Origin of the sequence: Kitasatospora sp. NPDC017646 (assembly GCF_044329365.1) — a bacterium.
In the GTDB taxonomy this organism is placed as follows: domain Bacteria; phylum Actinomycetota; class Actinomycetes; order Streptomycetales; family Streptomycetaceae; genus Kitasatospora.
Genome location: NZ_JBIRJC010000011.1, coordinates 83,471 through 97,030 on the forward strand (window position 1 = coordinate 83,471; position 13,560 = coordinate 97,030).

General features: G+C 73.2%; 16 protein-coding genes. All 16 read left to right on the top strand.

The annotated features are described in order from the left end of the window. The first annotated feature begins 6 nt into the window (after positions 1 to 6). The 16 genes from ACH4J0_RS19225 to ACH4J0_RS19300 all read left to right on the top strand — a co-directional run bounded on the left by ACH4J0_RS19225 (position 7) and on the right by ACH4J0_RS19300 (position 13,441). Entirely contained in the window at positions 7 to 756 is a 750-nt protein-coding gene (locus ACH4J0_RS19225; RefSeq protein WP_396241542.1) for a hypothetical protein, read from the top strand. 17 nt (positions 757 to 773) lie between these two features. Further along, positions 774 to 1,262 (top strand): hypothetical protein, encoded by a 489-nt coding sequence (locus tag ACH4J0_RS19230; protein WP_396241544.1) that lies wholly within the window; start codon positions 774 to 776, stop codon positions 1,260 to 1,262. Between the two features lie 35 nt (positions 1,263 to 1,297). Further along, positions 1,298 to 2,134, top strand: coding sequence for a winged helix-turn-helix transcriptional regulator (locus ACH4J0_RS19235; RefSeq protein ID WP_396241546.1), 837 nt, complete (start codon positions 1,298 to 1,300; stop codon positions 2,132 to 2,134). A 101-nt stretch (positions 2,135 to 2,235) separates the two neighbouring features. Further along, positions 2,236 to 3,345 (top strand): MFS transporter, encoded by a 1,110-nt coding sequence (locus tag ACH4J0_RS19240; protein WP_396241548.1) that lies wholly within the window; start codon positions 2,236 to 2,238, stop codon positions 3,343 to 3,345. A gap of 63 nt (positions 3,346 to 3,408) precedes the next feature. After that, on the top strand, positions 3,409 to 4,107 hold the full coding sequence (locus ACH4J0_RS19245) for an HAD family hydrolase (RefSeq protein ID WP_396241550.1): 699 nt from the start codon (positions 3,409 to 3,411) through the stop codon (positions 4,105 to 4,107). Between the two features lie 74 nt (positions 4,108 to 4,181). Next, complete coding sequence (locus tag ACH4J0_RS19250) at positions 4,182 to 4,661, top strand: hypothetical protein (protein WP_396241552.1); 480 nt, start codon at positions 4,182 to 4,184, stop codon at positions 4,659 to 4,661. 81 nt (positions 4,662 to 4,742) lie between these two features. Continuing rightward, positions 4,743 to 5,141 carry a hypothetical protein gene (locus ACH4J0_RS19255; RefSeq protein ID WP_396241554.1) on the top strand — a complete coding sequence of 133 codons (399 nt, stop codon included), beginning with the start codon at positions 4,743 to 4,745 and terminating at the stop codon, positions 5,139 to 5,141. Beyond that, complete coding sequence (locus ACH4J0_RS19260; RefSeq protein WP_396241556.1) at positions 5,138 to 6,889, top strand: relaxase/mobilization nuclease domain-containing protein; 1,752 nt, start codon at positions 5,138 to 5,140, stop codon at positions 6,887 to 6,889. The genes ACH4J0_RS19255 and ACH4J0_RS19260 overlap by 4 nt, the downstream gene beginning before the upstream one ends. A gap of 181 nt (positions 6,890 to 7,070) precedes the next feature. Then, entirely contained in the window at positions 7,071 to 7,286 is a 216-nt protein-coding gene (locus tag ACH4J0_RS19265; protein ID WP_396241829.1) for a hypothetical protein, read from the top strand. Positions 7,287 to 7,563: 277 nt separating this feature from the next. After that, positions 7,564 to 8,574 (top strand): hypothetical protein, encoded by a 1,011-nt coding sequence (locus tag ACH4J0_RS19270; RefSeq protein ID WP_396241558.1) that lies wholly within the window; start codon positions 7,564 to 7,566, stop codon positions 8,572 to 8,574. Between the two features lie 120 nt (positions 8,575 to 8,694). Continuing rightward, the gene (locus tag ACH4J0_RS19275; RefSeq protein ID WP_396241831.1) at positions 8,695 to 9,834 is read left to right on the top strand and encodes an AAA family ATPase; all 1,140 of its coding nucleotides are present in this window, start codon (positions 8,695 to 8,697) and stop codon (positions 9,832 to 9,834) included. Next, positions 9,831 to 11,630 carry a hypothetical protein gene (locus tag ACH4J0_RS19280; RefSeq protein ID WP_396241560.1) on the top strand — a complete coding sequence of 600 codons (1,800 nt, stop codon included), beginning with the start codon at positions 9,831 to 9,833 and terminating at the stop codon, positions 11,628 to 11,630. The genes ACH4J0_RS19275 and ACH4J0_RS19280 overlap by 4 nt, the downstream gene beginning before the upstream one ends. Before the next feature lie 294 nt (positions 11,631 to 11,924). After that, on the top strand, positions 11,925 to 12,263 hold the full coding sequence (locus tag ACH4J0_RS19285; RefSeq protein WP_396241562.1) for a DUF317 domain-containing protein: 339 nt from the start codon (positions 11,925 to 11,927) through the stop codon (positions 12,261 to 12,263). Positions 12,264 to 12,415: 152 nt separating this feature from the next. Continuing rightward, a complete protein-coding gene (locus ACH4J0_RS19290) occupies positions 12,416 to 12,571 on the top strand; it encodes a hypothetical protein (RefSeq protein ID WP_396241564.1) in 156 nt (51 codons plus the stop codon). 82 nt (positions 12,572 to 12,653) lie between these two features. Beyond that, a complete protein-coding gene (locus ACH4J0_RS19295; RefSeq protein ID WP_396241566.1) occupies positions 12,654 to 13,076 on the top strand; it encodes a hypothetical protein in 423 nt (140 codons plus the stop codon). A 44-nt stretch (positions 13,077 to 13,120) separates the two neighbouring features. Next, positions 13,121 to 13,441 carry a hypothetical protein gene (locus tag ACH4J0_RS19300; RefSeq protein WP_396241568.1) on the top strand — a complete coding sequence of 107 codons (321 nt, stop codon included), beginning with the start codon at positions 13,121 to 13,123 and terminating at the stop codon, positions 13,439 to 13,441. Positions 13,442 to 13,560 lie beyond the last annotated feature (119 nt).

Genomic DNA, 13,560 nt, shown 5'->3' on the forward strand with positions numbered 1-13,560 from the left:
GCATCCGTGCCCGACCTCAACCTGCCCGGCTGGCAGCCCGCGGACGACGCCTCCGCCCGTGTCCAGGCGCACTTCCTGATGGCCGAGGAAGCGTACGACCTGCTCACCGAGGCCAGCCACGAGGAACTCGGCGGCAACGACGACTTCCTGCTGTACGAGGATCTCAACGCCTACCACGAGGCCGGCCGCCCGGCCGTCGCCGCCCACCTGCACTACAACACCGACGCCCGCACGTTCACCCTCGACATCGAACGCACGCCGACCTTCTCGATGGCGACGGCCTGGCTCGTCGAACGCGGCGCCGATCAGGACATGTTCCTCCACAGCACCGGACACCCCGGCGCCCCAGCGGACGAGCGCAGCGCCAAGGCCGCCGAACGCTTCATCGACGCCAACGCCCGCTACCGGCTGGTGGAGTACGCCGTCGAGCCCGGCGAGACCTGGGCGATGCTGCGCGACACCACCGCCGCCGGCGCCGAACGCCCCTACCTGCTGCAGGTCGAGGCCGGCGACCCGGAACGCGGCTACACCCTTCGTGAGGGAAGCTTCTCGTCGCCGCAGGAGGTCCAGCAGTGGCTGGAGCAGCGGCGCACCGCCCTGCCGCCCGTGGCCGGAGCCGACGTTCCCCTGGTCTACAGCCCGCAGGCCAGCGCGGCGCGTACGCGCACCGCCGTCGCGCCCGCCATGGCCGCCGCCTCCGAGCCCGTACCGGCTGCGGCCCTGGCGGCGGCGGCCGGGCGGCGGGCCGTTCGGTGACCGACATACGGCCGGGCGTGGCCTTCAGCGCTCACCCGGAGGCCCTCGGCGACCTGCTCGCGGCACCGGCCGACGTGCGGGACCTGGCGCTGGAGTACCTTGACCGGCTGCTGCGGGCCGAGATCCGCGGTCCCCTGCTCGACCAGCAGGGCGAGCGCGACCTTCGCGGCGCCCGCAAGCTCTATCTGGACGAGGCGCTGGACTTCCGGCTCGTCTACACGGAGCAGCGGGCGCCGCACAACCCCCGTCGGCTGACCGGGATTCACCTGGTCGCCGTCGGGGAGCGCCGCGATGTCGCGGTGTACAAGACGGCGGCCCTGCGCATGCAGCAGGAACGCCAGCAGCAGTCCGCGGTCCAGGAGGTGCGGCGCGGGATGCCTGCCCGTTTCCAGGCCGCCCTCGCCTCCTCCGTCCCCCGTCCTTCCCCCGCCGCGCAGGCCGCCGCCGCCGATACCGGCGTTCCGGCCCCCGTGGTCGCCGCTCCGCCCGCAGCCCAGCGCCGCTGATCGTCCAACTCTGCCTCACCCGAACGGAGTTCTTCATGCCCGCGATCGACACCGCGACCGTGTACACCCGCGCCCAGCAGGCCGCCGAGGCCCTCGCCGCCAGCTGGGCGACCCGGGTGGTGCGCGCCGTTCCCCGAACCGGCTCCGCCCGGCCGGCCGAGGTCCTCGCCGCCGCGCCGGTGATCCCCTCCGCGACGCTCTACTGGGTCTCCTCCGTGCTGGTGGAGGCCGGTGTGCTCATCAAGGTTCCGGTCGCGGGCCGCTCCCGCTACGGTCTGGCGCTCACCGACGCCGGGCGGGCGGTGACGCCTGTCTACGACGCCGCGCTGGCCTGGGCCAAGCGTCACCCCGCCCCCGGAGCACCGGCGATGGAGGCCCCGGAGGCGATCGAGGAGGTCTTCGGGATCCTCGCGAGCCCGCTGGCCGCGCCGCTGCTCGCGGAGCTGTCCTGGCGCGAGTCGATGTCGTACCAGGAGCTGACGGCGGTGCTGCCCGCCGAGACCCACCGGCTGCTCCACCACCGCCTGGCCGTGCTCGTCCAGCGCGGCCTGGTCACCCGCACCGGCACCCGGCGCACCTACCGGTGGTCGATCAGCACCGCCGGGAACGAGATGGCGACCGTCTTCGTGGCGCTGTCCGCGTGGGCGCAGGAGCACCTGCGCGCCGGGGAGGGGGCCGCCGAGCCCGCCGTCCCGGCCGACGAGCCGGTGGTCCTGCGAGCGGAGGCCGCCGTGGGTGAGGCGGTCCAGGACGCACTGTTCGCCGCCATGGGCGAGCGGATGGACACCTCCGGTCTGCGCAGCGCCACGCTGCGCCTGGAGTTCTCCCACGCCCCGGACCGTCAGCCCGCCCCGGTGCTCGCCGCTGCCTGACCTCGCCCGCGCCGCACTACTGTCCGCCCCGATCCGAAGGCCGAACCCTGTCCACGAATCCCGCGCTCCGCCGCGTACTTCGGGCGCCCCACGTCTCCGTGATGCTCAGCGCCACCCTCGTGGGCCGGCTGCCCACCGCCATGGCACCGGTCGCTCTGCTCCTCGCCGCCCGCGCCGACCATGCCGGTACCGGCCTGGGCGCCGTGCTCGCCGCCGTGTACGCGCTGACCGGAGCGATCGGCCAGCCGCTGCTGGGCCGGGCCGTCGACCGCACCCGCCTGTCCGTCGTCGCCCTCACTGCGGCGGCCCTGGCCGGAGCGGCGTTCAACGCGCTCGCCCTGGTCGGGCCCGCCCGCAATCCCGCGCTTGCCATCGGCCTGGCGGCCGTCGCCGGTCTGGCAACGCCCCCTTTGGAGGCCGGTCTGCGGGCCATGTGGCCACGCCTGCTGGACCGGCGTGACCAGGATGCCGCGTTCGCCCTCGACAGCGCGAGCCAGCCGCTCGTGTTCGTGGCCGGACCGGTCGTCGCGACTGTCCTGTGCCAACTGGTCTCGCCCGCCGCGGCGCTGAACTTCTGCGCCGCCGCAGGTCTCGCTGGCACCGCGGTGGTCGCCACCCGTCGCCCTGCCCGAAGCCGCCAGCCCGCCGGGGAGTCCGTCCACTGGCTCGGCCCGCTGCGCTCGCACGGCCTGCTCGTCCTCCTGGGCGCCGCCACGCTGCTGGGCGTGGCCCTGGGCTCGATGAACGTCTACGCCCTCGCCCTCGCGGACAAGGCCGGCAGCGGCTGGTACGCCGGCCTGGTGCCGACCGCGCTGTCGCTGGGCAGCCTGATCGGCGGGCTGCTGTGGTGGCCCGCCAACCAGGCCCTTCAGAGCGTCGCGATCCTGTTCGCGGCCCCCTTCGCGCCGTTCCTCCTCGCCCCGTCCGGGCCGGGCGCCGTCGCCCTGGCGATCATTCCCGGTCTGTACCTCGCCCGTTGGCTCACGATGGCCTTCCAGCTCGGCGACCGGCTCGCCCCCAGCGGCACCAAGACCGAAGCCGCAGCGTGGCTGATCGCCGTCATCGGCCTCGGAAGCGCGGCCGGCACCGCCCTGGCCGGGCAGATCGCCGTCCACGGGCCCGAGACGACCGCCACCGTCCCGCTGGCGGGAGCTGTGGGTGCCGCCATCACGCTCAATCTCGGCCGCCGCCTGATCTCCTCGCCCTCCTGATCGCACCGCGCACCCGCCGCCACGCCGTCGTCCCCGCTCGAACTCCACGTCTGGATCCACTTCTTGACTTTCAGCACCGCCCACATCTCCGCGCCCGTCACGATCGTCTGGGACTGGAATGGCACCCTTCGCAACGACGTCGACGACCACCTCGCCGCGCTGAACGCGACCCTGCCGGACCTCGGCCACCCGCCGATCACCCTGGAGCGGTACCGCGCCGAACACCGCTCTCCCATCCGCTCGTTCTACGACGCCCTGCTCGGACGCACCCTGTCCGACCAGCAGTGGCACGAGGCGGACGACGCCTTCCTGGAGGTCCTGGACCGGCGCCCGGTCCGTCTCCAGTCCGGCGTACGGGAGATGCTGCTGCACCTGCGGGCGCGCGGGGTGCGCCAGAGCCTGCTCTCCCTGGCGCCGCACGAGCGCCTGGTGAAGGAGGTCAGCACGGTCGGCATCACCGGTCTGCTGATGCGTGTCGACGGCCGCCGAGGGCCCTCGGTCCCGAGCAAGGCCCCCGCACTGGCACGCCACCTCGCGGACCTCGGGCCGGACGTCGACCCGGCGCGCACCATCGTCATCGGCGACTCCGTGGACGACGCCGTCGCGGCGCTGTCGGTCGGCGCGATCCCGGTCCTGCACACCCTCGGACTCCACTCCGCCGAGCGGCTGGCCACCGCCGGAGTCCCCGTCGTCGACACGCTGGAGGACGCGGTCGTCCTGGGCCTGGCCACCATCGCCGAGCAGCGGCTGGCCACAGTATGAGTCCCACTGCCGGGCGTCCCGCCGCCACAACGATCCCCGCGGGCAACGGCTCTAAGCCCGACGCGAAGGAGGCTGTGCCCTACGCCGGCGAGGCGCTCGTCCAGCGCCGTCTCGGCGTCGGCCGGAAGGAGCTGTGGCGACGGCACCCCGACGGGATTGCGGGCGAGTTCGCTGACCTCGTCGACTTCCAGGCCGGCCGCCTCGACTCCGTCGACCGCGAACTGCGGTCCGCAGCTGCTTCTGTCGGCAAGCGGCTCGCCCAGATCGCCGAGGGCGACCACTACCGGGTGGACAGCCTCGGGACGCTCAAGTCCGAGGCGCTGGAGCTGGAAACGCTCGGAGCCCGCTACGGCCAGATGGTCGAGGTTCTGGAGTACTCCATCTCCGCCTACCAGCGCGCCGTTCCGACCACGTTGCTTGCTGACGACGCCCGACGACAGGCGGCGCGGACGGGGTCGGCAGCCGCCACCCGCACCACCTCGCCCGGCGGCAACGACCCCGACCAGCCGCACCACCCTGGAGACGCCCATCGCCACCCAACCCCTCGACGCTGACGCCGTCGTCCAGGTCAGCCCGCCCACCTCGCTTCGGGCACAGGAGAGCGCCCAGCCCCGAACCCGCTGACCACCCACCGTTTGCCCGAAGGAGTCCACATCCCCGCCGACCTCCCGCGCCCTCGCCGCCGGCCACGCACCGCCGAGGCCCGCACCGTCCAGCTCTCCGTGCGGCTGACCCCCTCCGCGATGCAGGCCATCCGCGAACGTGCCGCCACCGAGCGGCTCACCCCGGCCGGATTCGTCGCCAACGCCGCCCTGACCGCAGCGCTGGCCGCCGACCCGGTCGGGCGTCCGGACTCCGACCCGCGACGCCCGCTCGTCGAGGCCCTCGACCGGATCGCCGACGAGCTGCGGGAGGCGAGCGACACCGCACGGGCGAGCGCCGACGTGGACACCGCGGTTGCTGCACTGGCTCTGCTGCCCGCCCTCGGCGAGCGAACCCATGCGGCCCTCGACGCCGTGATGGAGGCCGCGTGATCCCCGACATCTCCACGGGCAACAGCATCCGCCCGCTGCTGACCTACCTCTACGGCCCCGGCCACCGTGAGGAGCACGAGGATCCGCACCTCGTCGCCGCCTGGAACCGTCACGGTGCTCCCGATCCGGGCCGCGATCCGGGCGCGACCGTCGGCCGCCTGGCTGCCCGCCTCGACCAGCACGCCCGGCTGCGGGAAGCCGAGTTGGGGACGATGCCCCCGAGCAGGGTGTGGCACTGCTCGCTACGCGCGGCACCGGAGGACCCACTGCTGACCGACGGCCAGTGGGCCCAGGTCGCACACCGGATCGTCCGGGCGACCGGCCTCGCGCCCAAGCGGCGCGCTGGCTGCCGCTGGGTGGCCGTGCGGCACGCCGTCCACCACATCCACATCGCTGCCGTCAGCGTCAGGCCGGACGGTTCCCGCCCGGCCATGCACCGGGACCAGGTGCGCGCCCAGGCCGAGTGCCGGGCGATCGAGGCCGAGTGGGGCTTGCGCCCCGTCGGCCAGGGTCCGCGCGCCACCACCAGCTACCCGACCACCGCCGAGATCATCAAAGCCGAGCAGCAGGGCTGGGCCGAGCCGTCCCGGGTCTGGCTCCAGCAGCGGATGCGTCGCGCGCTCGGAGAGGCCGCCACTGTGGACGACTACGCCGCGGCCCTGGTCGCCGACGGCGTCCAACTGCGCTGGCGCACCGACGATTCCGGCACGCGGATCGGATACTGCCTCGCGCGCCCCGGCGACACAGGGACCGGCGGGCAGCTGCTGTATTCGCTGCCGGCCGCCTCGACTCCGCGCTCACCCTTCCACGCTTGCGCGACCTCCTGCCCACCGAGGCAGCCCACCAGCCGGTGCCTGCCGCCTCCGGCCCGTAGTCGCCACAGCGACCAACGCTCCCCGCCGTGCACGCAGCCCGGTCCGGCTCTATGCCTCATCGCCCGCCCCAGGCCAGCACCTGAACCGAGGAACCGCCCCTACTTGCCGACCGTCGCACCACCCGCCCCGTACGTCCTCGCCTCTCCCGCTCACCTCGCCGGCCCCGGCGAGGTGGACATCGCCTACGAGCTAGCCGCCGAGTTCGGCTGGTACCGCCCGTACTACGCCCCGACCAGCACGGTCCTCATCAGCGACCAGGAGGGCCTCGCTCTCCTCCGCGAGGACCGGCAGTGGAACTTGGTGGGCCCCGACTGGCAGGTCCGCTTCTGCGACCGTGTCCCGGCGGAGGTCTCCCTGGCCATCCTTCGTGAGGCAGATGCGACGGAAGCCGCGCTCGCCCTTCCCGGGCCGCGCATCGTCGGCCATCGCGCCACCGCCGCCTTGCTGTCGGCCGGCTGGTCGGCCCACGACCGTGACGGCTACCACCTCGTCGCTGCTCCGGACCGCCGCGCTGCGCTCTCCTTCCCCTTCAACGCCCCCGATCCCACGGTCATGCTGACCGGCGCGGCCCAGAAGGGCGTGTGGACCGTGCAATTCAGCCCCACAGCGCCCGACGCCCTGCTCACCACGGCGGCCACCACCCTCCTGACACCCGTGCAGCGCCGCCCCGAACAGCTCCCCGAGCGAGCCCGGGCTCGGCTGAGCACTACGGTCCGCACCAGCAACGGCCCGGCGGACCGCCCCGGTCGATCTGCTGCCGCCTGCGCCCGCGGCTCCTCGTCCATCTCCCTGGCCGGCGGCCGGGCCGAGACCGGAACCCGGGCAGCGGCCGAACGGGCCTCCGCGGCACCACGGCCGCCGCGCCGCCGTTGACCGTCCCCGAGTCCCGCACCCCCCGAACCGACATCACGGAGAAGTCCTGACCTCGAATCCTCGCGACTCCGTTGCCAACGTCAAGGCCAGCGCTGCGACACTGCACGAAATCGCCGACCACCTCACCACAGTCCACGAGGCGGCGGCACCAGCAGAGCGCGCGGCCCAGCCGTTCGCGCCGATCCGGCACACCAACACCGGCGAGATCACCACCACCGGCTACAACGCCGCCGCCCGGCGGATCCTGCTCCAGGCCGGCTTCGAGGAGACACCTGGCTGCGCCTGCCCAGCGACGGAAACCAGCACGGACCGCACGCACGGGCCTGCTCGGCAGCCATCGAGCTGCTCGCCGCCGGCCAACCCGTGCGCCTGCACTGAGCACTCGGCCAGCCGGTGAGCGCCGACGGTACGCCCCTGCCGAGCACGCCCGTACAGACCAGAGACCAGACCTCTCAGGCCGAGGCCGTCCGCACCGCCGGCCCAGCCGGGGCCCGGGCCGCCGGGCAAACCGGCCCAGACGGACCCCGCGAGCGGGCCGACCTCGCCCCCACGGTCCCGGTGATCCTCCCGCCCCTGTACCTCCGACGGCGTCCCTGCCCGCTTGGGTGACCGGCAGGAGCGCCCGGACCGGCTCGAACTCACCAGCAACCTCGCCCCTACTCCTGGCGGCCTCCTTGCCCACCGACACCGACATCGACCCGCTGGTCGCCACCGACCGGGAGGTCACCGTCGTCACCCCGTCACCGATCGCGCTGCCGCCGCTACCGCCCGCCGCGCCCCGAACGGTTCCAGCGGCACCTCAACGTCCCCCGAGAACACCGGAGAATTCCATCACCGACGTCACCGAGCCACTCCTCGCCATTGACGAGGCCCTCCAGGTCGAGGACCTCGAAGCCCACACCGAGGAGGACAAGCGCAGGTGGTGGGAGTTCGCGTACGAGCGGAACATCGGCGTCCTGGCCGTGCAGAACACCACCAACCCGCACACACCGCTGCTGACCGACTCCTACCTCGTCGTCCACGACGGCACCATGACCTGGGACATCCCCGGCTCGGAACAGCTCGCCGGAATCCACGTCCGGCGCGACCTCGGCGCCGGAACGTTCCGGCTTGAGTACCAGCGGGCGCCGATCGTGGCGCTCGCGCAGAACTGGCTCGTCTCCCGCGGCGCCGACCTCGGCCAGGTGACACCGCACGACGAGAGGCTTCCGACCTGCGACCAGCCCAGCCGCGCACTGGAGCAGCGACTCGCCCAGGCCGGCGACAGGTACTGGATCGCAAACTCGTACACCTCCGACCTCGTCCTGGACCCCGCCCACTCCTCGGGCGGCCCGCCCAGCAGCAACGAGGACCTGGTCTACGACTTCAACACCTGGATCATCGCCGAGGACCAGCGGCCCGCGGCCGGCGAACACCCCGTCCGGGTGTTCTACGAGGACGTCGACTACCTCGGCCGCACCTACACCCTGCGGGAGGGCGGCTTCCCGGACCTCGATGCGGCCTTCGAGTGGACCCGGCGCGCTGGCGCGCCGGACAACCCCCTCCCGCCCGTCGGGGTCGAGAGCGCCCGCAGCGCCGCGGCCCGCGCCACCAGCCCCGCCGCCGCTGCCAGCCCTGCCGCGGCCGTGGCCCCGGCCCTGCCCACCACCAATGACCAGACCGTCACCCGCCCCCGCACCCGGTGACGGACCCCCAGGAGTGCCAACTCTGCCCGCACGCCAACCCGTTGGAGGATCCTCGCTTTGACCACACCCGGACCGCCCGTCAAAACGGCGCACGCCAAGCCCGGCGAACTGCGGGCCAAGGTGGCCCGAATGTTGGCCGACCGGCCGGCAGACCCACTCACCATCGGGGAGATATCCAAGGCCCTGGGCCACTCCCACGGTGCTGTCCAGCAAGCGGTCACGACCCTGGTGCGACGCGGCGAGGCCGACCAGCTCGGCGCCGGAAAGCAGTTCCGCGCGAACGGGAAGACCGCCGCAGCCGCGCAGGCCGCGGTAATCAGCCCACCAGGCACCCACTCTCCCCGCGCCCAAGCGGCCATGGCCCGCACGACCCCTCCCGCAGCGACCACGCCCAAGCAGCCCGGCCCGATCCGCCGCGCGGGCGGCCAGCTCTACCACCCCCGGGAGCTGGCCGACCTGCCCGACGTCGAGGCCTTGAATCGTCTACGCGACGCCGACGTGCCGGTGCTGCTCTACGGTCCCCCTGGAACCGGCAAGACCTCCCTGGTGGAGGCCGCCTTCCCGGACCTGATCACCGTCGCGGGAGACGGCGACACCACGGTCGGCGACCTGATCGGCGATTACACGCTGGACGACAGTGGGGGCTACGTCTGGCAGTACGGTCCGCTGGTCACCGCGATGACCGAGGGCCGCGCCCTGCTGATCGACGACGCGACCCTGATCTCGCCCAAGGTCTTGGCGTCGATGTATCCGGCGATGGACGGGCGCCGCCAGATCCAGGTCAAGGCGCACAAGGGGGAGACCGTCCAGGCCAAGCAGGGCTTTTTCGTGGTCGCGGGCCACAATCCGGGCGTGCACGGCGCCGTTCTGACGGAAGCCCTGGCGAGCCGGTTCAGCGTGCAGATCCAGGTCGGCACGGACTACGACTTGGCCTTGGCCCTGAAGATCGACGCCCGGGTGGTCCGGGTCGCCCGAAACCTCGCCCGCCAGGTCGAGCTCGGCGAACTGGGCTGGGCGCCCCAGTTGCGGGAGCTGCTCAGCTACCAGCGGACCGAGGCGGTCCTCGGCACCAAGGCCGCGCTCGGGAACCTCGTCGGGATCGCTCCTCTGGAGGACCGCGACGCCGTCGCCGCCGCCGTCAGCAAGATTGCCGGCGTCCAGCAGGTCGCGCCGCTCACCCTGGGCCGGCAGCTCTCCGCTTCGGCCGCCCAGCAGCCGCCAGGCAGCACCAGCTCCGCCCAACGGGGCCGCTCGCGATGAGCGCCCACCACCACATCCAGTCCTCCGTCACCTCGCCCGAGGACGACGCCGACCTCGCGCGCTGGGACGACGACGGCGCCCCGCCCACACAGCCACCTTCTTCCCCGACCACGTGGCTGCGCGTGGGAGCCGAACTCGGCGATCGGCTGGTCGCCCTGTCCGGCCGCCAGGACCTGCTCGTCACCTGCCGCCCCGGCACCCGCTCCGGGGCACCCGCCGCCTACTTCCCCCACCTGGCGGAGATCGAGTTCGACGCCGGTCTGTTCGCCCCCCTCCAGCCCCACGAGGTCCGTCCGCGGATCGTGGGCGACGAAGAGCACTATCCCGCTGCCTGGGGAGTGTTCGTCCACGAGGCCGCCCACGCAGCCCACTCCGTATGGGAGCCGCCCGCCGACGCAGAAGCCCGCGTCGTCAAGGCCGCCTTCCTGCTGGAGGAGAGCCGTGCCGAAGGCGCACACCTGACCAGGCGGCCCACCGACCGCAGGTACCTGCGCACCAGCGCCCGGACCCTGGTCATGCCCGACATCGCCAACCCCGACTTCCAGGGCATCGAGCAGGCCGCCGGCACGGCGGCCCTCATCCTCGGTCGCCGGGACGCCGGCATCCTGGACGCCGACGAGACCAAGGCCGTCGCCGATCTGTGCGAAACGGTCCTGGGCGCCGACCTGTTGGCCACCCTCACCGGCATCTGGACCGCGGCCCACCAGTGCGCCGACCACGACGCCACCACCATGCTCGCGCACGCCCAGGACTGGTGCGACGCCCTGGACACCGCCGCCCCTGTCCAGCCCATGCCAGAGGACCTCACCGATCTGCTGTCCGCCGCCGTGACGGTCGTCGCGGACAACATGGACGCCAACGACGCCGCCGACCTCGCTGCGGCCAACGCCGCCACCAACGCCCTGGCCGCGCGGTCCAGGGCACAGGCGCAGGACCGCGCCCAGCAGGCCGGCCAGCGACGCAAGGCCGCCGCCACCGCCAAGTCGGTCTTCAACGCCCGTGGCACCACCGTCAGCCCCGACGGCACACCGGCGCCCTACAGCAACCCGATCACTGGCACCCGCAAGCCGACCGCCGCCGAGCAGACCGCCGCCGCGCGCCTGAGCCGCGCCCTTCGCGCCGCCGCCTATCGCGAACGCACTGAGGAACGGACCACCAGCCCCACCCCGCCCGGCCGCCTCAACATGGGCCGAGCCCTCGCCCGCGACGCCCAGCGCGCCGCCGGATCGATACCCACCGCAGAACCGTTCGCCGTCACCCGCCGACGCAACTCCCCCACCCCACCGCTGCGCGTGGGCATCGCCGTTGACGTCTCCGGCTCCATGAGTGCCGCCTGCAAACCCGTCGCGTCCGCTGCCTGGATCGTGGCCCGCGCAGCGGCCCTGACCGACCCCGACTCCCGCACCGCCACCGTCGCCTACGACCATGATCTGACCGCACTCACCCGACCCACCCACCGGGCGCCAGAGCGCGTGACGACGTTCGATGCCAACGGCGGCAGCCACAACCTCGGCGACGCCATCGACGCACTCGACCACGGCCTCGACCTCAGCCGCCCCGGCGCCGGCCGCCTCCTCGTGATCGTCACCGACGCCCATTACTCCGGCGGCGAAACCGCTCAGGCCGTCACCCGCATCAAACGCCTCACCGCCGCCGGCTGCGCCGTACTCCAGCTCACCCTCACCCAGGAATCCCTCCACCTGCCAGGGACCACCCTGCTTCACCTGCCCCGGCCCTCCAGCGCCCCCGCCGCCATCGCCAAGGCCGCCACCGACGCCATCCGCAAAACGCGCTGAGACGCCGTCACACGACCACGGCGATCAGACGCAGAAGCCCCTGACCGCCGGCTGTGCCAACTTCACCAACACGAGTGGTCCACCACCGGCCAGGCTCACCGAGACTCCGCCGGGTTCGTCGAGGAAGGACACCAACCCCCAGGCCCAGCCGATCATTCGGCTGGGCCTGCATGCGTTCGCCCGCGGCAGACAACCAGCGGAAGAAGCCCGACAGAACTACGCGAAGCAGGGCACTCCAAGCAAACATGGACGACCGCCCACCCGCTGCGAGGAAGGTGCTCCCTCCTGTCCATCGTGCTCTCCGCCCCGCCCGTGCCCGGCCTCCGCCCCGGCGACGCGATCCCCCACCGAGCCTGGCTGCTCGGCGAGGGAAATCCGAACGACCTCAACGCCTTTCTGTACGAGCACGGTTGGTCCTGGGTGATCGACGCGGACGGCGGACTGCACGCCGCGTCCCCGTGCACGCGGGTGTACCTCGGCTACCAGCCGGACAACCCGAACGTCGACACCTGGATCATCGCGCTGAGTGGCACCGCCCGCCAGGACGGCTGGCGTGCCGGCTTCAACCGCCACACCCCCGTCGAGATCGTCCTCGCCGCGCTGCACGCCCTCGTCGAGCACCCGGGTCGCTGAACCCCCTTGCCTCCCCGCCGCCGTTACCTCCGCACGAAGGGGTCCTCATCTCCAACCTGCGCTTCAACCGAAACCGCCGCCGACTCCTGCACCGCATCGAGGCCGCCAAGTGGCTGACCGGCTGCGCCGCCTACGTCAGCCTCCTGCACGCCGTGATCCTCTGGCCCTCCTGCGCACTGCTCTCCGCCAGTGCCGCCCTCGGCGCCGCTCAACTTGCGGTGGTCTACCTCCTGCTGTGGTCGATGCCCCCGCTTGTCGCCGACACCTCCGCCCCACGCCTTCCCCGCCCCCGCCGACCGATCCGGTGACCCGCCGGACGTCGGGCCCCTGCGCCCGGCTGCCAGCCACGGCGCTCCCGCGTCGCGCCATCCCACCGACCTCGGAGGCGAGTTGCCCGACGACCCCGACCACCCCGGCATCGGCCTCGACCCGGCAGCTGCCAGTCGCGCCTTCGGCACCGCCTACGGCCCGCCGGACAAGGACGGCCTCCGTACGCGCTTCAGCGTCATCGGCTATCTCGCACCGGCCGATCGCTACCTGATCGTCCCGCTCGGCAACCGGATCACCGTCCGAGCTGACGGGCCCCTCCCGCCGCAGGGCCACTGCGGCTGGGTCTGCCCCAACGACCTGCACGAGCTCGTCGTCGCCCACCCGGTCCGCACCCGGAGCGGAGGCCGGACCATCTGCCACCACCACGTCGTACCCACAACGCCCCCGACCGTATGCCGCACCTGCCTGATCCGCCCGCCGCAACCGGGCTGTCGCTTCTTCCGCACCTCCCGCTACGCTCCCATCTCCGAGGAGGAGTCCTGATCTTCGTCCCTGCCACCCGCCGTCAGCTGCGCCGCTCCGCGGGGGTGCTCACTCCGGTCGTCGCGTTCTACGGGGTGACCGCCGTCGCGTGCGCGACCCTGCACCGGCCCGCTGCGACCGCCTTCGGGCTGTTCGGGCTCGCGAGCAGCGTGCTCGTTCTCTACTGGATCGCCCGAAGCCTGGACCGCGATGCGGACCGCAGGGTCCAACGATGGCTTGCCGCTCACGACGCGGCTCGGGTCGATGAGATCGCCTCCGGGACCGGTCTGCGCCCGACCACGGTGAGACTGAGTCTGGCCAGGCTCACCGTCTCAGGCGCTGTCGTCGCCCGAGCGGAGGCGGCGGTCTACCGAATCGCCGGGTGAAACCCGTGAACGCCGAAGGGCGGTGGGGGGGGGGGGGGGGGGGCGGCGCCGCCCCCCCCCCCCCCCCCCCCCCGCCCCCCCCCGCCCCCCCCCCCCCACGGCGGCGCGGGGCCGCCCGG

Bases quoted from the DNA above. Each gene is read 5' to 3' on its own strand.
- ACH4J0_RS19235 (WP_396241546.1), top strand. From the start codon at position 1,298: ATGCCCGCGATCGACACCGCGACCGTGTACACCCGCGCCCAGCAGGCC.
- ACH4J0_RS19240 (WP_396241548.1), top strand. From the start codon at position 2,236: ATGCTCAGCGCCACCCTCGTGGGCCGGCTGCCCACCGCCATGGCACCG.
- ACH4J0_RS19280 (WP_396241560.1), top strand. From the start codon at position 9,831: ATGAGCGCCCACCACCACATCCAGTCCTCCGTCACCTCGCCCGAGGAC.